The organism is Allocatenococcus thiocycli, from assembly GCF_921292965.1.
Taxonomy (GTDB): Bacteria; Pseudomonadota; Gammaproteobacteria; order Enterobacterales; family Vibrionaceae; genus Vibrio; species Vibrio natriegens.
Genome location: NZ_CAKLCK010000008.1, coordinates 61,466 through 80,748 on the forward strand (window position 1 = coordinate 61,466; position 19,283 = coordinate 80,748).

At 45.5% G+C, this 19,283-nt stretch carries 17 protein-coding genes and 2 pseudogenes; 9 read left to right on the forward strand and 10 right to left on the reverse strand.

The window, feature by feature from the left end:
* Positions 1-45: 45 nt before the first annotated feature.
* Positions 46-975 (forward strand): TAXI family TRAP transporter solute-binding subunit, encoded by a 930-nt coding sequence (locus L9Q40_RS04220; RefSeq protein WP_329354937.1) that lies wholly within the window; start codon positions 46-48, stop codon positions 973-975.
* Positions 976-1,083: 108 nt separating this feature from the next.
* Positions 1,084-2,980, forward strand: a pseudogene (locus tag L9Q40_RS04225) (TRAP transporter permease).
* Positions 2,981-3,084: 104 nt separating this feature from the next.
* On the opposite strand, the gene L9Q40_RS04230 reads toward L9Q40_RS04225, so the two are convergent.
* From L9Q40_RS04230 to moeA, 4 genes are all read right to left on the reverse strand, one after another.
* Positions 3,085-3,915 (reverse strand): sulfurtransferase, encoded by an 831-nt coding sequence (locus L9Q40_RS04230; protein WP_498792206.1) that lies wholly within the window; start codon positions 3,913-3,915, stop codon positions 3,085-3,087.
* Positions 3,916-3,958: 43 nt separating this feature from the next.
* A complete protein-coding gene (locus L9Q40_RS04235; protein WP_065303364.1) occupies positions 3,959-4,255 on the reverse strand; it encodes a hypothetical protein in 297 nt (98 codons plus the stop codon).
* A gap of 151 nt (positions 4,256-4,406) precedes the next feature.
* Complete coding sequence (gene moeB / locus L9Q40_RS04240) at positions 4,407-5,156, reverse strand: molybdopterin-synthase adenylyltransferase MoeB (protein ID WP_118120618.1); 750 nt, start codon at positions 5,154-5,156, stop codon at positions 4,407-4,409.
* Between the two features lie 9 nt (positions 5,157-5,165).
* Positions 5,166-6,401: a molybdopterin molybdotransferase MoeA gene (gene moeA, locus L9Q40_RS04245; protein ID WP_498792208.1), complete on the reverse strand. Its 1,236-nt coding sequence runs from the start codon at positions 6,399-6,401 to the stop codon at positions 5,166-5,168.
* 278 nt (positions 6,402-6,679) lie between these two features.
* Here moeA and folE point away from each other — a divergent pair, with 278 nt between their 5' ends.
* The gene (gene folE, locus L9Q40_RS04250) at positions 6,680-7,333 is read left to right on the forward strand and encodes a GTP cyclohydrolase I FolE (RefSeq protein ID WP_014233818.1); all 654 of its coding nucleotides are present in this window, start codon (positions 6,680-6,682) and stop codon (positions 7,331-7,333) included.
* 41 nt (positions 7,334-7,374) lie between these two features.
* Here the strand turns inward: folE and L9Q40_RS04255 are convergent, their stop codons facing one another.
* The gene (locus L9Q40_RS04255) at positions 7,375-8,340 is read right to left on the reverse strand and encodes a TDT family transporter (RefSeq protein WP_498792211.1); all 966 of its coding nucleotides are present in this window, start codon (positions 8,338-8,340) and stop codon (positions 7,375-7,377) included.
* 326 nt (positions 8,341-8,666) lie between these two features.
* Positions 8,667-10,070, reverse strand: coding sequence for a H(+)/Cl(-) exchange transporter ClcA (gene clcA, locus L9Q40_RS04260; RefSeq protein WP_014233820.1), 1,404 nt, complete (start codon positions 10,068-10,070; stop codon positions 8,667-8,669).
* 596 nt (positions 10,071-10,666) lie between these two features.
* Here clcA and L9Q40_RS04265 point away from each other — a divergent pair.
* Entirely contained in the window at positions 10,667-11,155 is a 489-nt protein-coding gene (locus L9Q40_RS04265) for a hypothetical protein (protein ID WP_498792213.1), read from the forward strand.
* Here the strand turns inward: L9Q40_RS04265 and L9Q40_RS04270 are convergent.
* Positions 11,142-11,567 carry an XRE family transcriptional regulator gene (locus tag L9Q40_RS04270; RefSeq protein WP_243977797.1) on the reverse strand — a complete coding sequence of 142 codons (426 nt, stop codon included), beginning with the start codon at positions 11,565-11,567 and terminating at the stop codon, positions 11,142-11,144. The genes L9Q40_RS04265 and L9Q40_RS04270 overlap by 14 nt on opposite strands.
* 95 nt (positions 11,568-11,662) lie before the next feature.
* Between L9Q40_RS04270 and L9Q40_RS04275 the strand changes: the two genes are divergently transcribed.
* From L9Q40_RS04275 to L9Q40_RS04285, 3 genes are all read left to right on the forward strand, one after another.
* On the forward strand, positions 11,663-12,571 hold the full coding sequence (locus L9Q40_RS04275; RefSeq protein WP_498792216.1) for an aldo/keto reductase: 909 nt from the start codon (positions 11,663-11,665) through the stop codon (positions 12,569-12,571).
* A gap of 94 nt (positions 12,572-12,665) precedes the next feature.
* Positions 12,666-14,192, forward strand: coding sequence for an NAD(P)H-hydrate dehydratase (locus L9Q40_RS04280; protein ID WP_498792218.1), 1,527 nt, complete (start codon positions 12,666-12,668; stop codon positions 14,190-14,192).
* Between the two features lie 413 nt (positions 14,193-14,605).
* Positions 14,606-15,649, forward strand: a complete 1,044-nt coding sequence (locus L9Q40_RS04285) for a GMP reductase (protein ID WP_014233825.1) — start codon at positions 14,606-14,608, stop codon at positions 15,647-15,649.
* Between the two features lie 122 nt (positions 15,650-15,771).
* On the opposite strand, the pseudogene L9Q40_RS04290 reads toward L9Q40_RS04285, so the two are convergent.
* Positions 15,772-16,104 (reverse strand): annotated as a pseudogene (locus tag L9Q40_RS04290) (hypothetical protein); the annotation flags it as partial.
* Positions 16,105-16,198: 94 nt separating this feature from the next.
* Here L9Q40_RS04290 and L9Q40_RS04295 point away from each other — a divergent pair.
* Complete coding sequence (locus L9Q40_RS04295) at positions 16,199-16,510, forward strand: Fis family transcriptional regulator (protein WP_268668758.1); 312 nt, start codon at positions 16,199-16,201, stop codon at positions 16,508-16,510.
* 265 nt (positions 16,511-16,775) lie between these two features.
* Here L9Q40_RS04295 and L9Q40_RS04300 read toward each other — a convergent pair whose 3' ends face one another.
* Together L9Q40_RS04300 and L9Q40_RS04305 are read right to left on the reverse strand one after the other, a co-directional pair.
* Entirely contained in the window at positions 16,776-17,546 is a 771-nt protein-coding gene (locus tag L9Q40_RS04300) for a DeoR/GlpR family DNA-binding transcription regulator (RefSeq protein WP_498792222.1), read from the reverse strand.
* Positions 17,547-17,681: 135 nt separating this feature from the next.
* Complete coding sequence (locus tag L9Q40_RS04305) at positions 17,682-18,488, reverse strand: HAD family hydrolase (protein ID WP_498792224.1); 807 nt, start codon at positions 18,486-18,488, stop codon at positions 17,682-17,684.
* A gap of 192 nt (positions 18,489-18,680) precedes the next feature.
* Between L9Q40_RS04305 and L9Q40_RS04310 the strand changes: the two genes are divergently transcribed.
* The gene (locus tag L9Q40_RS04310) at positions 18,681-19,283 is read left to right on the forward strand and encodes a LacI family DNA-binding transcriptional regulator (RefSeq protein WP_422833875.1); all 603 of its coding nucleotides are present in this window, start codon (positions 18,681-18,683) and stop codon (positions 19,281-19,283) included.

Sequence of the window (19,283 nt, forward strand, 5' to 3'; positions counted from 1 at the left end):
GGTTATTTGGCTATAACAATCAATCTAAAAGAACAAGGAGCATTTATGTACCAAGCACTAAGGAATGGGCTAGTGGCACTTGCTGTCGTATTTTCAGCATCAACGATGGCGGAAAATTACACTATTGGTACCGGTAGTCAAAGTGGTACTTATTACCCGCTAGGTGGCATGTTGGCTAAGATTTGGAGCGAGAACTTACCGGATTTTAATATGCGCGCAGAAGTGACTGCGGCCTCTGTTGAAAACACCATTAAAGTTTCTACCAACAAACAGCTTGCTGGTATTGCTCAAGGCAACGTTGTGCTGCAAGCGTATGAAGGCACGAAACCGTTCCCTCGTAAGATGGACGTTGCGGTGTTGTTTGCACTTTATCCAAATGCTGTGCAGTTCATTGTTCCAGCTAACTCAGACATTAAATCGGTTGCTGATCTAAAAGGTAAGCGCGTTTCTCTTGGTGCTCCGGGCTCAGGTACTCGCGTTAGTGCAATCAATATCCTAAACACATTGGGTGTGACAGAAGACGACATCAAAGCTCAGTCTCTGAACTACACTGCGACCACTAGTGCTATCGCGAACAACCAGATTGATGCTGGTGTCATCGTTGGTAGTGTCGGTGTTGGTGCAATCACTGAACTGGCTCTGACTCGCGACATTCGTGTACTAAGTTTCAGCGATGAAGAGCTGAAGAAAATTGCGGCAGATCACCCTTCTTATCTAGAGCTTGACGTGCCTGCAGATGCCTACAACAAAGTGCCTGCATTTAAGGTGCCAGCGGTTTGGAACGTTTTGGTTGTGAATAAAAACATGAGCGAAGATATGGCTTATGAACTGACAAAAACGACGTTTGAGCACATCGATGAGATTCGTCAGGTATTGGGCGTAACTAAGTTCACCACCATCGAAAATATGACCAAACTGGACGGTGTTCCTCTACACCCAGGTTCTGAGAAGTACTTTCAGGAACAAACCAAGTAAATCGTATTAAAGAAGTAAAACCAATCCACTGCGGCACTTGTCAGTTTTCAATTTGAACGCATGCTCAAGCGCTTAAGTGGATTGAGATAAAGTTACATGGAGTAAGTGATGAGTAAGATTCATCCGAGTAACCAGAAAATTACCGACGTGATACTTTCGATAGCCGCCGTTGCGGCTATTGCTTTATCTGTCTTTCAAGTTTGGCAGGGGATTGTCGCCAGCCTATCGGCGCCAGTATTTCGCCCAGTTCACGTCAGTTGGGTCTTAGCGATTGCATTCTTGGTTTACCCGACCTTCAAGTCCCGACATTCTCTACCTGTTTACCTGACAGGACGAGTGATTGATTTTGTTCTCGTTGCGCTAACATGCTGGGCTTCCACCACTATTGCCATGTTTGACTACGATGACATCAGTTTCCTGCTTGATGGTTTAGGCTCGGTGGAACAAGCGGCGGGCGTTGTTTTAATCGTAATGCTGCTTGAAGCGACAAGGCGTACTGTCGGGCTGGTGATGGTAGTGATCGCAGCACTGTTTTTAGCCTATGCGATGTTTGGTGATGTGTTACCCGATAACGTCGCGAGCAAAGGGTTCTCTGTAGAAGAGATTGTTCGCTTCCACATCTATTCGACCAATGGTGTTTATGGTGCACCACTAGCGATTGCAGCTGGTGTGGTGTTCATGTTTGTTCTGTTTGGCGCGTTCTTGCAGGTGACTGGTGCTGGCCAGTTTTTTATCGATATGGCATTTGCATTGGCAGGTAAATATCGAGGTGGTCCGGCTAAAGCGAGTGTGGTTGCTTCAGCGGCTCTCGGATCCATTTCTGGGTCAGCAATCGCAAACACCGTAACCACAGGTGCGTTAACCATACCGATGATGAAAAAGCTCGGTTATAAGCCAGAGCAAGCGGCGGGCATCGAAGCGGCTGCATCGACTGGTGGGCAGATCATGCCACCGGTAATGGGGGCGGGGGCGTTTGTCATGGCGCAGTTTACCGGTATCCCATACAGCGATATTTTATTGGTCTCTATCGCTCCGGCTATTTTGTACTTTGCCTGTACCTTGCTCTATGTGCACCTGATGGCCTGTAAGCTAGGTCTTCAGGGGATGACGGTAACTGAGCAGATTTCTAAAGTGTTGAAAGATGGCTGGCACTATTTACTGCCGCTTGTTCTGATCACCGCACTGCTAATGATGAGCTACTCTCCAGTGTTGGTTGGGTGTTTTCGGGTGTGTGGCAATCCTGTTAGCGGCGATGACGCGTAAGCATAGTCGAATCAGTCTCAAACTGTTTATTGAAGGCTTGAGAGAAGGTGCGTTTCTGGCTATCCCTATTTCTGTCGCCTGTGCAACCGCTGGTATCGTGGTGGGTGTCGTTGGTCAGACAGGGATTGGTCTGCAGTTTACGCAGTTCCTGATCGCAATGTCGGGTGGCCACTTATGGTCGGTATTAGCCTTGATTGCGGTTGCTGCCGTGGTTCTCGGAATGGGGTTACCTGTAACGGCGGCCTACATCGTTCTGTCAATTATGGCGGTTCCTGCCCTGATGGACTTTGGCCTGGGAGTACTAACCGCGCACATGATTGTCTTCTGGTTATCGCAAACTTCAAATGTGACGCCGCCAATTGCGCTGGCTGCATTTGCGGGGGCGGGGATTGCGAATGCATCACCTATGCGTTCTGCGGTGCAGGCATTTAAACTTGCTCAGGGCTTTTTCCTCATTCCGGCAATGATGGCCTTTTCTGGCCTGATCTGGATTGAAGGTGAACCGATGCACTTTGTGATTGGAGTGATTTCGACAATCAGCCTTTTTGTCGCCTTTGCGGGTGGTATCGAAGGGCGTCTGTTCTCGCCATTACAATACTGGCAACGTGGTGTTTTACTGGCGATGGCTTTAGGTGTGCTGTTTATGTCAGACATTTACCGATTGGTAGCGCTCGCTGTGATCGTCGTGATCTGTATGATCAACTATCGTCAGCCGGACAAACCGGCTTCTCAGGCATCATGATGAGAAAGTAGTGATATTACTTGTATCTAAATGAAGAAAAACCGCCGTCATTTGAGGGCGGTTTTTGTTTTCACTGTTATGCAGTTTCGTGACTCGTTTGTTTGCTAAATTTCAATTGGCAAGTGAAGGCTTGAACCCCACTCCGTCCACGAACCATCGTACACAGACACATTTCGCAGGCCTAATTGATGCGCGGCTAACAACAAAATACAGGCAGTAACGCCTGAACCACAGCTGAATATAAGGCGTTGGTCATCTTGAATCGTAAGATCACTAAAAACTTGCTCTAATTCCGAAACGGGTTTGATGTGACCATCCGTCATCAGCTCCTGAAATGGTAAACAGATTGAGGTTGGAATGCGTCCGCTGCGAAGGCCAGCACGTGGTTCCGGTACTTCGCCTAAAAAGCGCGCTTTAGAACGTGCATCAATGATATTTGCGCTTTGATTTTTTGAGTGTTCGAGTACGGTTTGCGCGTCTAAGAACGCCTCTTCAAACAGAGCCCCGGTAAATGTACCTAATTCAGAAGGTGCTGAGAGTGAATCTACGATAGGGAAGCCGCTGTCTATCCACGCAGGTAATCCGCCATTGAGGACTTTTACGTTATCGTGTCCCATCGCTTTGAACATCCACCATGCTCTAGGTGATGCAAGCGTTCCAGAGTTATCGTAGACGACGATAAGATCATCTTTATGCAGGCCAAGCTGTTGTGCGCTGGTATTAAATCCATCTTCAGTCGGCATCATATGTGGCAGCGTGGAATCGGGTAGACAAAAGTCGTTGTCATAGTCAAAACGCAGTGAGCCAGGAATCCATTTATCGGTGATCTTCTTTCCCTCAGAAGGGATTTGGAAGCTTATGCTTGCGTCCAATATTTTCACATTGGGTTGGCCTAACAGGGCACTTAATTCCTTCGCGTCAATCAATGTTTGCATCGTTAAATCCTTATTATTAATACCCATATGATCTGGAGACACGCTAATCGCAACGAACAAATGAGAATGACTGTTCAATGGTTGTTTCTGTGGCTTGACTTAATGTTACCGTCGAACCGACAGGGCATACCACTGATGTTGGAACAGAAACGCGTTGTTGGCCAGTCTCGGGTGAGTTGATCGTCAGGTAGCGACGCTGACCATCTAAAGATTGTGTTAGCGTGTTATTTATTACGGTTGCCGTCACGGTTCTCTCTGTGTTTGGAGCGGTTAACCAGAGAAGCAGTAAAACGGCAGTCAAGCTGATTAAAACCAAAATGTATTTTTGGGGATTGTCCAAGATTGAGTTCCGTATGTTCAAGCCTGAGTAATCTTACTGTTTTACAGGAAAATAAATGTCTGTTCAAAGTTGGATGCCGCTTTGCGCAAAAATCGCTTTCGTCCCATAGCAAAAAGCTCAACGATAGGTTGAGCTTTTGAATGTTATCTCGCTAATTACAAACCGGGCAGGTTGGCATTTTCATTAAATTCATCTCTCGCCAGGACATACTTAGCGCGTCAAGTATAAGTATTTTGCCTTTTATTGGCCGACCGTAATTGGCGATCACTTTAATCGCTTCCATCGCTTGCACTGCGCCGACAATGCCAACCACTGGTGCCATTACCCCAGCCTCCACACAGCTTAAAGCATCACTGCCAAACAGGGCACTTAAGCACTGATAACAGGGTTGTGCTGGATCATCGTACGTGAATACGCTTACCTGACCTTCCATACGGATCGCTGCACCGGAGATTAACGGCGTTTTCGTTGCGAAGCACAGACGGTTAAGCTGGTTACGCGTCTCTACGTTATCCGATGCATCCACAACAAGCGTATGTTGTTCAATCAGGGATTGCATTTCTGCATCATCAAGACGCTTGGCAATGGCATCAATGGCGATGTGAGGGTTAAGCTCTCGTAGCGCATCGCGGGCTGAATCAACCTTGTTACGACCGATATCGACATCGTGATGCAGTACCTGACGCTGAAGGTTAGACAGCTCGACAATGTCATCATCAACTAATGTCAGCTTACCAACACCCGCAGTCGCAAGGTATTGACTTGACGCACAGCCCAGCCCGCCAGCACCAAGAATCAGGACTGAGCTCTGCTTAAGTGCTTCCTGCCCGTCAAAATCAAACTGACGCAGAATGATCTGGCGGTTGTAGCGCAGCATTTCTTGATCAGAAAGAATATCCACGGTGCAATCCTAGTAAAGTGTTGAGTTGAATAGTTGAATGTTTACCGTCTCACCGATTTCAACTCGGCCACGTTCGCGCTCCAGCACAACAAAGCAATTGGCTAAACTCATTGAGCGAAATGCACCAGAGCTTTGGTTTCCTGTTGTTTCTACAACGAACGTACCGTTTTCTAACGAATAAATCCCGCGCTGGTAATCGGCACGTCCCGGTACTTTCTTGAAAGCGGTCTTAGTGATCGCAGGGATGGATAATGGCTCTTTCCACTCTGTATGCCCGGCTAATTTAGCCAGCATTGGTTGAACCAAAACATACATCGTCATCATTGAAGACACCGGGTTGCCCGGAAGACCGCAAAACCAAGCTATGGAAAGTTTGCCAAAAGCAAAAGGTTTACCCGGTTTAATCGCCAGTTTCCAGAAGCCGATTTCGCCCAGCTCTTCAAGAATATCTTTGGTGTAATCGGCTTCACCTACACTCACGCCACCCGATGTGACAACCACATCCGCCAGTGTTTGCGCTTGTTCAAATGTCGCTTTAAGAGTTTCTGGACAATCAGGGACGATGCCAAGGTCTACTGGCTCGCAACCAAAGTTTTCGATCAGAGGTTTAATACCGTAACGGTTGCTGTCGTAGATTTGACCCGCTTCAAGCGACTCACCTAATGGTTTTAGCTCGTCACCGGTAGAGAAAAAGGCCACTTTTGGTTTACGCACGACAGTCACATGACTCACACCTAAAGAGGCGATCATTGGAATATCGCGAGGTGTCAGGCGTGCGCCTTTGGCGAGTACGATATCACCTTGCTGGATGTCGTCACCTGTAGGACGGATGTTGTTCTGAGGCTCTACATCGGTTTGGTTAAACTGGATCCCAGAATCCGTTACTTCCGTGTTTTCTTGCATGATGACGGCATCACAGCCTTGCGGTATTTGTGCGCCCGTCATGATGCGAACACACGTGCCTTGCGGCCATTCGCCTTCAAATGGCTGGCCTGCAAATGACTTTCCGGCTAAAGGCAACGTTGATGACGCTTGCAGATCTTGAATACGGATTGCATAACCATCCATTGCGGAGTTGTCGAACGGAGGTACGTGAATTGGAGATAAAATGTCTTCGGCAAGTACATAACCCAATGCTTCAGCGAGTGGCAGAGACAAAGTCGTTTGGATTGGTTTGATTTGCGATAGCATCTTCTCCATCGCTTCTTCAATTGGCATCAAGCCAGGTGCGTCGCAGCAGCCCATTGAGATAGTCCTATATTCTTATGTTTTGAGGCAACTTTATCATAAAGTGACAAAGCCCACCGATAAAATATGGATGTAATTATTCAAAAATCCGAGTATCCTTGTCACCCATCCAAAAGGGGTAAAAAGTCCTCGTGGAGTCGAGAAAACCGCTCAGTCTATTTTTGTTATGTGTTTTGGATATAAATCACTAAACTGAGCGACCGAAGCGCAAACGGAATGAATCAACGAGAAATGTGTTTCAATCTGAGAGCGGCAGTTATGAAAGAGGAAGTGTAATGTCAGGTCTTAGCGAGTCAGCGAAGTTAGTAAAAGAAGCGCTAGAGCAACGTGGATTAGAAACGCCAATGCGTCCTAATAACGTAAGCCGTGAAGAGAAAAAGGAAAAGATCGAGTACCACATGCGTGAGATCTTAGGCCTCCTTCAGCTTGACCTTACGGATGATAGCCTAGAAGAAACACCGCATCGCATTGCAAAAATGTACGTGGACGAAATTTTCTCTGGTCTGGATTATTCGAACTTCCCGAAAATCACTGTTATCGAAAATAAGATGAACGTGAGTGAAATGGTTCGTGTGAAAGACATCACTGTGACCAGCACTTGTGAGCACCACCTTGTGACAATAGATGGTAAAGCCGCTGTAGCGTATATTCCTCGTGGCAAAATCATTGGCCTGTCGAAGATTAACCGAATTGTACGCTTCTTTGCTCAGCGTCCACAGGTTCAGGAACGTATGACACAGCAGATTCTTATCGCGTTACAAACGCTTCTTGAGTCTGACGATGTGGCTGTGACGATTGACGCGACGCACTACTGCGTGAAATCACGTGGTGTTATGGACGCAACCAGTGAAACGACGACCACTGCGTTGGGAGGCATCTTCAAGAGCAACCCAGCGACACGTGCCGAATTTCTGCACGGTTTACGATAAATCGAATTGAAGAAAAAAGGATGGCCGATGCCATCCTTTTTTTATGCTTGTTTGGAGCGGGATCTGACAATTTCTGGCCAGTACATTTTCACATAGCCTGCCGACACCCAAACGACCAATACCGTAGCAATACTCAGCTCTAAAAAGCCAAAGTCATGCAGCCAATTCCATTGCGGGTGTGATTCTGCAAAAAATGTGGTTAATCGGTGCATGGCAATTGCACTGATAACCGACGGGAATGTGACCGCGGCTATAGACGGTTGGAACTTCAATCGCAGTAGTCGGAAATAACACAGGTAAATCAGCAAGGTCATTGTGATGGCGATACCCGCTAACGCTCCTGTGAGGATTGGGTCTGGCTCAGGGAAGTTCACTAAATATGCCGCGAGAGATAAATTAACTGGTGCTGCCATAATCGCAAGTGTAGGGCGTGCCTTTCTTGGTAGAGAGCCGAAGAAAACTAAGCGGTATAGCACTAGGGGTAGCATAAAGAAATAAATGCCGATACAAATAAGCGCGACGGTTTCTGAGAATACGTTGTGTCCGAACTGGGAACCAGCAAGCGAGCTACTGATGATCCCAACAGGATAAAGGAACCAGCTCGGAACAATATTCGACATTTTAAAGTTAGTGAGCTGAAAACCGAAAAAGAGCATCATCATTGAAAAATGAAGCAAAAGTGCTAGAAACCACACTGGATAAGCAATAATAGGTGAAACAGAGGCAAGGTAGTCAGTCAGGATCAGCAGCGCCATACTCATCGGAGCCATTAAACTCCCGCTCAATGGATTGCGAATATCGACCATGAACAAGCGAGGATTGGTTGCATATTTGATCAGCACCGGAGCAAGTAATAACGCGCCAAGTAACGAGAGAAATGGTCGAATCGGTTCTCCGATAGCTGGAACGTAAAGCGCCCAAGCTTGACCTAAACCAATAATACCAAGTGCCAACGCTGCCTGAGAGGGCGGGACACTATAAAACTGTACAAGTCTTCTCCAGTTCAAATCTACTCCGAAATGATTCTATTCGTATGAAACATTAATACCAGCCTGGCTTTCTGAAAAGGGTTTACCTGAAAAAATATCTCAGTGTCTATTTTTTGCTCAGGTTAAACAAAGCCAAATGTCATGGAACAATTGCTCTATCAGGCGCGAATACTAGCAAGTTTTATTGGTAGTTACTCATAAAGGTATAGGGGAACGATCATAGAATGGCAATTTTGTGAGTTTGGTATCGAATATTTGGTAAAAGATGCAAAAGTAGCAGGTAATCGGCTCCAAACAACCCTTCCGGATAAAAGATTATTTGGAGCGAAATGGGGACTAAACGCTTAAGACGCTTGATTTTCTGGTAGATCTTGTTGACGTAGCTTGTCATTTTTAAGCGTACGACGAAGTAACTGACTGTATATCGGTTGTCCGCCTAGTAACTGGGCAATAATTACTGCGCCCAGACAGGTAATGATGAGCGGTAAAATAAGGTAGTAGTTATTGGTCATCTCGATAACCAGCAGAATGCCTGTGATTGGAGCACGTACTGTCGCTGCAAATAAAGCGCCCATGCCTGCGATCGCAAACATGCCCGGTTCAATATCTAGGGCTGGTAGCAGCACTTCTGCACTAGCACCAAATGCATAACCAAATAAGGTACCCAAAGCGAGCATTGGCGCGAAAATACCGCCAGGCGCACCAGAGCCAAAACAAAGTAATGTTGTTACAACACGGCCAACAAACAGCAGCACTAACAGTGTGATGGAGTAGTTCCCGTTGGTTACGTCGGGGATGAGTGCGATGCCGCCACCCGTCAATTGTGGCACGTATAAAAGCAGTAAACCGAATACACCACCTAGAATCGATCCTGTAATAAGGTAACGCTTACGATCGTTTTTGTGGATAGCCACAAAGCTATCTTGAGCGATGGTGATAAGTTTATTGAAGATAACGCCGAATACACCAAACAAAGCCCCTAGTAGTAGGAACAGCCAAAGAGATTGTAAGGCTGGTGGCTGATACTGAGGCATGGTGATCACTGCATCTTGGCCATTAATCGCCCGAAACACAATGTTAGCCATGATGGCGGAGATGATCACCGCACGAATGGAAATCAATGAATAGCGAAATTGAGGGCGCATCTCTTCAACGACAAACATGATGCCTGCTAACGGCGCGTTAAACGCCGCGGCCAAGCCACCTGCCGCGCCTGAAGCGAGCAGAGAGTGCCTTGTGTCGTCATCTTTTACGCGGAAAATATCTGTCACCATTCGACCGACAGCACCACCCATTTGTACCGTTGGACCTTCACGGCCTAATACCATGCCTGACCCTAGCGCACCCATACCACCGAAAAACTTCACCGGTAGCACGCGCCACCAACGGACTGGACGAATATTGTCCATCGCGCCTTCTATTTCAGGGATGCCGGAACCTGCAGCCTCGGGAGCAAAACGGTGAACAAGGAAGTAACCAACAAAAGCCAACATGGCGCTAATAAGTACGGCTGCCAGCCACAGTGGTAACATGCTACCAATTTCACTTTTTAGCCATTCGGTACGAGTTTCAGAAACGAGGTGGACGGCATGTTCGAAGTAAGTTCCGACAACGCCAGCAAGTATGCCTACGATAGCGGCCATTAACAAAACCGATATTGGTGTCGACCCTCGAGAGATAAACTGGTTAATCGCATCTTTCGGCACGTGCGCTAACACAGACTTCACAATTCTCTCTCTCTTGGTCATTCACGGTTTCTCCTGCTTCTGTTTGATGGGACGGAGGAAATTATACGCCCGGAAGAGTCTAGACCTAATCGGCAAAGTTGCAATTTAGCTTTCCACTATTGGTAGCTCAAAGATTCTGACTCGATAGTATTCGCAAATATTGTGCTATTGATCTCATATCTCACGTTGTTTTTTTACAGAGAAAGCTTGTTTTCTGAGAAAAATGAACCATGCTTTAAGTGTAAAGCAACATGACTGCTTCAGAAGGAGGGATGTGACGTTTTACTCACAATTTGGATGGATTCAAACCCTACGGTAATTCCTCGTTTTAAGTTTGGGATGCATCTGTAGACTTCCCGATTCGCACACTCACGATTGAGTAACGAGGTAGAGGCGCACTTGAAATGTGCGCCTTCTTAATGTCTGTCATCTTGAATTTTTAGAGTTTATTTATTGCACCCTGCTTGATAATTTTTCATTCCACGTTAATGTTTTGCCAACTGTTGCTGCCTTGATAAAACCCAATGCGTTTCTTAACCCTTTTCTTAATTTCCTTTTGTAGTGCTTTATTGCCGCAGTCCACCTTGGCGATGGATAATCATTGGTGGCACAGCGTATTGTCTGATCAACCCTTGGATCAGGTAAAAAGCACCATTCAAAAAGGTGGCCTTTGGTATCGGTGTGATACCGAATGGAACGATTCGGAACCGTCTGTTGATACGCTTTGTTTAGACGAATTTAGCTACTACCACCAGCATTTGTACGGTGAAATTATTTTACGTCAGGAAACGGCAGAATTTGTTTTTTTGGCGCAATTCCAATGGCAGAGCTGGAACGACCTAATTCTTAACTTAAGAAAAGATGGCTTGGTAATAAAAAGTATCCATTTTGATGATCAAGAAATGGATGTGCTTAGCTCGCTGAAAAATAAGTCAGCAGACGATGTAGATAAAGAAGTCATCTTAATGATGAATCGTTACCCACCAGAAGCCAATCGGAGAATTCAGTGGGTAAGATCAAGTGAGTTTCAATCAGCGTCTCCAAGTTTGGCGGTGTCGCTGATTAGTGATGGTGAAATGATCACGCTTCGAGTTACGCGCTTTTAGGCTCGTGCTGATTTTTGTTCTCATGATGTAATGAGAGAAACGTTGCCATCGCAGACTCATCTAAAAAGCCATCTGCTTTTTTATGTGAGCGCAGATATTGGTAACCAGCGATAAGTTTACGATGTATCTCTTGCTCATCTTCTGGCAGTGTTTCGTTCATCACGTGTTGAAAAGCGACTTTATACGCCTCCAAATCCACCACTTCAGCGCGGCGATAAAGGTACCCGCACCCTGTAGCCAACCATTCAAGAGAGCAGTTTGCTCGCATCGCAATTTGGTTCGCTTTTGTTAGGCTCGGTTCACTACCTTTTAAATATTTTCTAATCAAGGCTTCTGACACTTCAACACGGCGTGCAAACCCGCTGATGCTTTCTTCGCCAATTAAAGTCGATAATCGTTGGGCAAAAGACATATTTCGTACTCCAGTTCGAATTGCGAAAGTTTACCCGTTGAGACAGCGCGAAAACAAGACTAGGATGAAAACAGATTAAATAAAGGAGAGAACCAATGGTTGCAAAAGTAGTGACTGCACCAAGTGGCCCAGAATTTTCAGAACTGGTTCAAGGATATTGGCGCGCTGTAGATTGGGGAATGACGGCTCAAGAGCGTTTGACCTTCCTTAAGCAACATGTGGAGCTAGGTATTACGACGGTTGATCACGCCGACATTTATGGTAACTACGAGTGTGAAGCGCTGTTTGGTGAAGCATTAACGTTGGACAAAAGCGTTCGTGAACACATTCAGATCGTAACCAAGTGTGATATCAACTTATGTGGTGATAAAACGCCAGAGCGTAAAATCAACCATTACGACACGAGTTCTGCGCACATTTACCAATCGGTGAACAACTCACTTGAGCGTTTAAATGTCGACGAAATCGACGTTCTGCTTATTCACCGCCCAGACGTTTTGATGGACGCTGACGAAGTGGCAGAAGCATTTTCAGAGCTGCATAAAGTGGGTAAAGTGAAACACTTTGGTGTCTCAAACTTTACGCCGCGTCAGTTCGAGTTGTTGCAATCGCGTTTGGGCAAACCACTCGTGACAAACCAAGTGGAAATCAACCCACTTAACTTTGAGGTTGCGCACGATGGTACGTTGGATCAGATGCAAATGTTGCGCACTCGTCCAATGGCTTGGTCTTGCTTAGGTGGTGGCTCTATTTTCAGCGGCGATAGTGAACAGGCGATTCGTGTACGTAATGAGCTAGAAGCCATTCGTGAGGAAGTCGGTGCGGCCAGTATTGATCAGGTGATTTACGCTTGGGTTCGTCGCCTGCCTTCTAATCCAATCCCAATTATTGGCTCTGGTAAGATTGAGCGCGTTCAAACGGCTGTTGATGCATTAAACATCGAGTTGACTCGTGAACAGTGGTATCGCGTTTGGGTTGCATCTAAAGGACACGGTGTGCCATAGAGCGCCCTCACAGCATCAATAATTGTATTAGGCATCCACATTGGGTGCCTTTTTTGTATACTTATTTTGTGTGCTTGTGACGAAGAATGTGGTTATGGACTTTAATCTTGCTTTAAAACTTTATACAGCAGAACAAGTCAAAAATGGTGAAGTGATTGCTGCGCAGATGGCTGGCGTTTCAATGTATAGCTTGATGCAACGAGCTGGGATGGCCGTTTACGAGCAATTTCTGCATCTCTACCCCAGAGCAAAGAATGTATTGGTCGTTTGCGGTAAAGGCAATAATGGTGGAGATGGTTATGTTTTTGCTTCTCTCGCTAAGCAAGCCCAACTCAATGTGAAGGTATTTCAGCTTGGAGATACTTCTTCGCTTACTGGCGATGCTCGCTGTGCTTACGAAGATTGGCAAACCGTTGATGGCCAAAACAGCAGCTGGGATGACTGGAACACCGCATTACTTGAAGCGGATGTCATCATCGACGCAATACTGGGGACAGGGTTGAGCGGTGAAGTGAGAAAAGAGTATCGCCGCTATATTGAGCAAATTAACCAAATTCGGTGTCCGGTTATTTCGGTCGACATTCCCTCAGGATTATGCGCTAACACTGGCTCTGTGTTAGGTGATGCCATATACGCAAACCACACGGTTACTTTTATCGGTGTCAAACAAGGTTTAGTGACGGCCCAGGCGAGAAGTCATGTGGGTGAATTGCACTTTCGTGGCTTGGGCGTCAATGTAGAGTTTGACTCTATAGAAGAGGAGAGTGCGTTAGGTATCGATCACCAGGTCATCCCTCGACTTTTACCTCCACAAAAACCAACCGCTCACAAAGGCGATAACGGTAAATTGCTTTGTGTCGGTGGCAATCTTGGAATGTCTGGTGCGATTCGCTTCTGTGCTTCGGCTGCTGTGCGCAGTGGGTCGGGACTGACTGCAGGGATAACCCATCCAACGAGCCTAATGCCACTGCAAATCGCTTGCCCGGAAGTGATGAGCCAAAGTATTACCGCTGATGAGTTGCGGAATACCGAAAATGAACTCACTAAGCGAATTAGATGGGCTGATGCGTTAGTTTTTGGCCCTGGGTTTGGCGACGATGAGTGGGCATACCAAGCGTATCAATATTTGTCACAGCCGCATAAACCCAAAGTCGTCGATGCCGACGGGTTGAATATACTGGCGATGCTCAGTCAGCGTTACGATGGCACGTTGGTGTGTGACAACCAACGAGTGATGACACCTCACCCGGGAGAAGCCGCGCGTTTGTTAAATGTGACCACGCAAGACGTTGAACGTGACCGGTATTCAGCCGCTAGGCAGTTGCACGAACGATTTGGTGGCGTGGTGGTACTGAAAGGCGCTGGGACGCTCATTTATGATGGCATACGAATGTATGTCTGTCTGGCTGGTAATTCGGGGATGGCAAGCGGAGGAATGGGAGATGTGCTCTCCGGTGTTATTGGTGCGTTGCTGGCGAAAGGTATACCAATCTCTATCGCTGCCAGATTAGGCGTTATGATCCATAGCCACGCGGCGGATATCAATGTGAGCCAATATGGAGAGCGAGGGTTGTTAGCCAGTGATGTCGTAGAAACGCTTCGCGTTGCCATGAATCCATGAAATTTTGGTCCGATTTTGTGAAAATCTTTGTATTTCAAGCTGCCGATTACGCTGTTACTTGCGTGGAATTTGATGGATTTGAGATATGAAACGTCTGAATCTGGTCACTGAGACGCAACGGTTTGCGCAATCGATTTAGAATTGCGTTATCTTAACTTGTTGAATTTGTTAAATAAGAAAAAGATTTGATGGTTTTAGAGGTGTTTTTGATATGCGATTTTCAAGATGGTAACACAAAAAAATTTCAAATATCAGACTTGTAGGAAATAAATCACAGCCTATAATGCTGAAAACCGGAGCGTCTGCCAACGCTCCGGTTTTTTTTGTGTCCGAAGAACAGTGAACTCGTCTGCCAACGACTTCACTACGCACTCTGAGATGACACATAGACATATGAATCAAGGAATTACACAATGCGTATCGAACAAGAACTTAAGTTAGGTTTCAAAGATGTACTGTTTCGCCCGAAACGTTCTACCCTTAAAAGCCGTTCTCAAGTAAATTTAACCCGCGATTTTACATTCAAGCATAGTGGTCGTCAATGGTCTGGTGTGCCTGTAATTGCAGCGAACATGGACTCGGTTGGTAGCTTTGAAATGGCTACTGCGTTAGCTGAGCATGGTGTAATGACAGCAGTGCACAAGCACTACACAGTGGAAGATTGGGCGGAGTTTGCGAAATCAGCAGACAAAGCAACGCTGAACAACGTGATGGTGTCTACCGGTACGTCGGATGCAGACTTCCAAAAAACCAAAGACATCATGGCACTTTCTGATGAGTTCATTTTCATCTGCGTTGATATCGCCAATGGTTACTCAGAGCACCTCGTTGAGTATGTAGAACGCGTACGCGCAGAATTCCCAGACAAAGTTATCTCTGCTGGTAACGTTGTTACTGGTGACATGTGTGAAGAGCTAATTCTTGCTGGCGCAGACATCGTTAAAGTGGGTATTGGCCCAGGTTCAGTCTGTACGACACGCGTTAAAACCGGTGTTGGTTACCCGCAGCTTTCTGCAATCATCGAATGTGGTGATGCGGCGCACGGTCTTGGCGGTATGATCATCGGTGATGGTGGTTGTTCTTGCGCGGGTGACGTTTCTAAAGCATTCGGTGGCGGTGCAGACTTCGTTATGCTTGGTGGTATGCTGGCTGGTCACGAAGAGTCAGGCGGTGAAGTTATCGAGAAAGATGGCAAAACCTTCATGAAATTCTATGGCATGTCTTCTCAGTCGGCTATGGACAAGCACTCAGGTGGTGTGGCTAAGTACCGTGCAGCTGAAGGTAAAACCGTACTATTGCCATACCGTGGTAGTGTTCACGGCACTATCCAAGACATCCTTGGTGGCGTGCGCTCAACCTGTACATACGTAGGCGCAGCAAAGCTTAAAGAGCTAACGAAGCGTACGACTTTCATCCGCGTGCAAGAGCAAGAGAACAACGTATTCGGTAAAGAGTAAATCGACTGAATATCGGAAAAATCGAAGAGTTAAGAGCCGTATTTTACGGCTCTTTTTTTGCCCTAAATTTGCCTAGTGGCGACGAAGTGGCGACAGAGCTCTAAAAATTTTGTGGCGACAGGCTATAAATTGCTAAGAGGGTTACGGGTAATAGCTTCAGATAAATGGTCGGGAGCGAAGTGTGCGTATCGCATTGTCATCGAGATATCAGCGTGGCCTAGTACATCGCGCAGAACCAGAATGTTGCCGCCGTTCATCATAAAATGGCTGCCTTTTAATTGTGCCGCTTCGTTCCAACGCGCACCAGTGGATAAACACAGCTTAACAATTTCGAGCATGTCAGTTCGTTCGTGTTGGCCTACGAGTGAAAGTAAATCGCGGATTTGTTCTGTAGTGAGGAAAGCCATATTACGTTCTGATTCTTTAAATTGTAAATCTTCATAAGAATAATTTGGTCAACAGGCTGTTGACTAAATTCCACTGCCCAATATCGTTTAAGACAATGTAGACTGAAACCTTTTTAAAGGTGTTAAATAGGAAGTTTACTTCATGCGTAAATCAGATAAGAAGGTAGAGAATCTAATTAGAGATGTGTTGACCGAAGTTTGTGAAGATACGTTAAAAGGCTACGATGGTTTTCTTTGGGTGACTCATACGGTCAAATTCTCTTCTTTTCCACAAAGCTTAGAAATAGTCTGCGTATTTGAAACGAATCAAGATAGAGCAAACTTTTTAGCGGGAGAGGGGCACCAGCATGTCTCAACAACTATCCAAAAGGCGTTTAATAAGGTAGGGGTGCAATTAAAGAATGTAGGTAAGCAAATCAGTTACGATGCACAGCAAAAGCGTGAGTACAGGTGAATTAGGGCTGGAGTGGGCATCTAAGGCTTTATTTACGAGTTTTGATATAAAGCCTGAAGACTAAGCCTACCTTCTTAGTCAGGACGACTAATTCATGTTCACTTAAATCCAGGGCTATGCCTGAGCCTCCTTGGACAAACTCACCTTTGCCCCAAAGCTTCTCAGGACTGTTCTGATGCTGAATTTCTAAGGTTGCAGTTTGACCTAATTCAAGTTATCCGAATGGCTGTCTGCATATCAACCTTAGAAGTCTTGGAGTTTTCCGCTAAAGAGGATTGCTGGTAATTACGGTGCAGTCTAGTTGGCTGAAATAGTCTTTTGCGACGGTATTGTTTGGAGAGCAGATTAAATAATCAACATCTTCAGACGTCATAAATGGGTACGGGGCTAATGCCTCAATTTTGTCCTCAGTACACAACGTAACAATAGCTCCAGCTTTAGACGCTGCATGGCGTTTGAATTCACCATCCTGATAGTGAATAGCGCTGAACCCCGCTTCTGATGACCAACCACAAATCCCCATAAAACAGAGATCAAATCGAAATTTGCTTAATGCTTCTACGGCTGTAATGTCTATGGCACCGCCAACTGCATAATTAAGCTCACCACCGATAAGAATGGTGCGAATATGTTGTCTTTCCAGTAGTCGGGTAGCTATCGCAGGGCTATTAGTCACGACAGTTAAGCCTATATCGTTAGGCAACAGGCTTGCGAGCAACATGTGAGTGCTGCTGGCATCTAAGAAAATGACTTGTTCGGCTTTGATAATGGTTAATGCTGCTAGCGCTAGAGCTTGTTTTTCGCTATTTCTGTTTCCTAGGCGTTGCTCTTGTGTCCCTGTCGGTGGTACGAGAGACAGTACTCCACCATGAATTCGTTTACACAATCCTTCATTGGCAAGAAAACGTAAATCTCGACGAATAGTGGCTTCGGTTGTTCCAAGTTGCACGGCTAAATCGGTCGCCATTACTTTGTTATGAGATTCCAGTAAATTCAGGATTAACTGATGACGTTCTTCTGGTGAAAATTTTTCCATTATCATTTTCTATTCATGAGCTAAGGCAATCATTATAAACAAACACGCTTTATGTTCATATCTGTTCGTTTACACTTGTCGAATTTCGAGATTTAAGTGGTTACGCCTTTCGTCACGCCCACTTAAAGAGACCGATTATGATTTTCTTTGGAGTGCTAGGAACTGTAAAATCGTGTGCATTACACCATCCTCATCATTCGAACGGGTAATATAGTTTGCCGCCTCTTTCGTTTCCTCAAAAGCATTACGCATAGCAAAGCTAAAATGAGCACGTTCCATCAGCTCAATATCATTGAATCCATCCCCAAATACCATGGTTTCAGCTTCCGTCGCTCCGACGATGGATTGTAGCCTTTCAACGGTGGTTCCTTTGTGAACGCCTGCATTCGCAATATCGATCCATGCGGCTTCCGAAACAACGATATAGGCTTGTTCGTCAAAGTGAGAAAGCTGAGGACGGATTGTTGGGCACTGTTTATTCTCATCATAAACAGTGATCTTAACGAAGTCAGAATCAATATCTTCATATGAATCGACCAGTTTTACCTCGGCATAAGAACGTCTCACTAAGGTGCGTAAATGCTCGGGTGTATCTCGTTTGATGGCTGCAAATTCAGGAGTACATGCAATCACAATATGTGAACCTTCGATAGATTCTAATTGCTGAATGATATTAAGACCTAACGTATTGTTGAGAAGAGATTGATAAATAAATTCTCCCTTGTGTTTGATACGAGTAGCACTGTCTCCGAGTATCCAAAAATCTTTGCTTTGCTCACCAAATAGTTCTTCAACACGTTCAACTTGCTTGCCAGTGCAAGGGGCAAATGTCACACCATGCTCCTGCATGCAGGTGACCACCTCCTGAAACAATTCACGGTTGTAATCCCCATGACTGTTTAGAAAAGTGCCATCCATATCAGTGATAATCAGTTTAATCATTATTGCATTTCCCATTAATTTAATCGGCTTTACCTAAACAATAAAAACACAAATGAACATTAATATCAATATTTGAACATTTATTTTGCCCTAAAGCGTTCATTTGTGTTTGCTTTTGTGTATGCTTCCTTCCGAGCAATACTTGATGGTTTGACAAACTAAAGATAGTCAATTTGTATGGAGAGTTGTGCAATGGTAACGATGCAGGACGTTGCAAATTATGCGGGAGTTTCTAAAGCAAGTGTATCAAGAGTGGTGAACGGCTTCGCGGTTTCTCCTAAAGTGGCTCAAAAAGTAACAGCTGCATTGGAGGAACTTGGCTATCGTCCCAATGTGCTCGCAAGAGCACTTACAACAAAAAAGAATTCAGTGATAGGAGTTATCATTTCTGAGAGCCTGAATAATGCGCCTGTTGTTACAGAGTTTCTTTCTCAGCTCTTGGAGAGAATGAGTCAATTGAATAAACCACTGATAATGTTGAATGACAAACATGAACACTTCTCTCGTTTGAAAGCCTTTCAGACATTGATAGAGCAGAGGTGTGAAGGGATTGTTCACGTGTCCACTGGCAATAATCCTTACCTGGATTCCTCATTATTTGAGTCACAACTCTGTGGCGATATTCCAATGGTTGTTATTCAAAGTAGAAAAGAACCAACCAGTTCTCGTCTTCCCAGTGACGAAAATTTGCTTGTGAGTACTACCGATGACGGCGTTATAGTGAATTCGATAAAACGGCAATCTTTGTCCATAAGTGAAAGTATTAATCGCATCACCTCAGTTTTTTCAATTTAG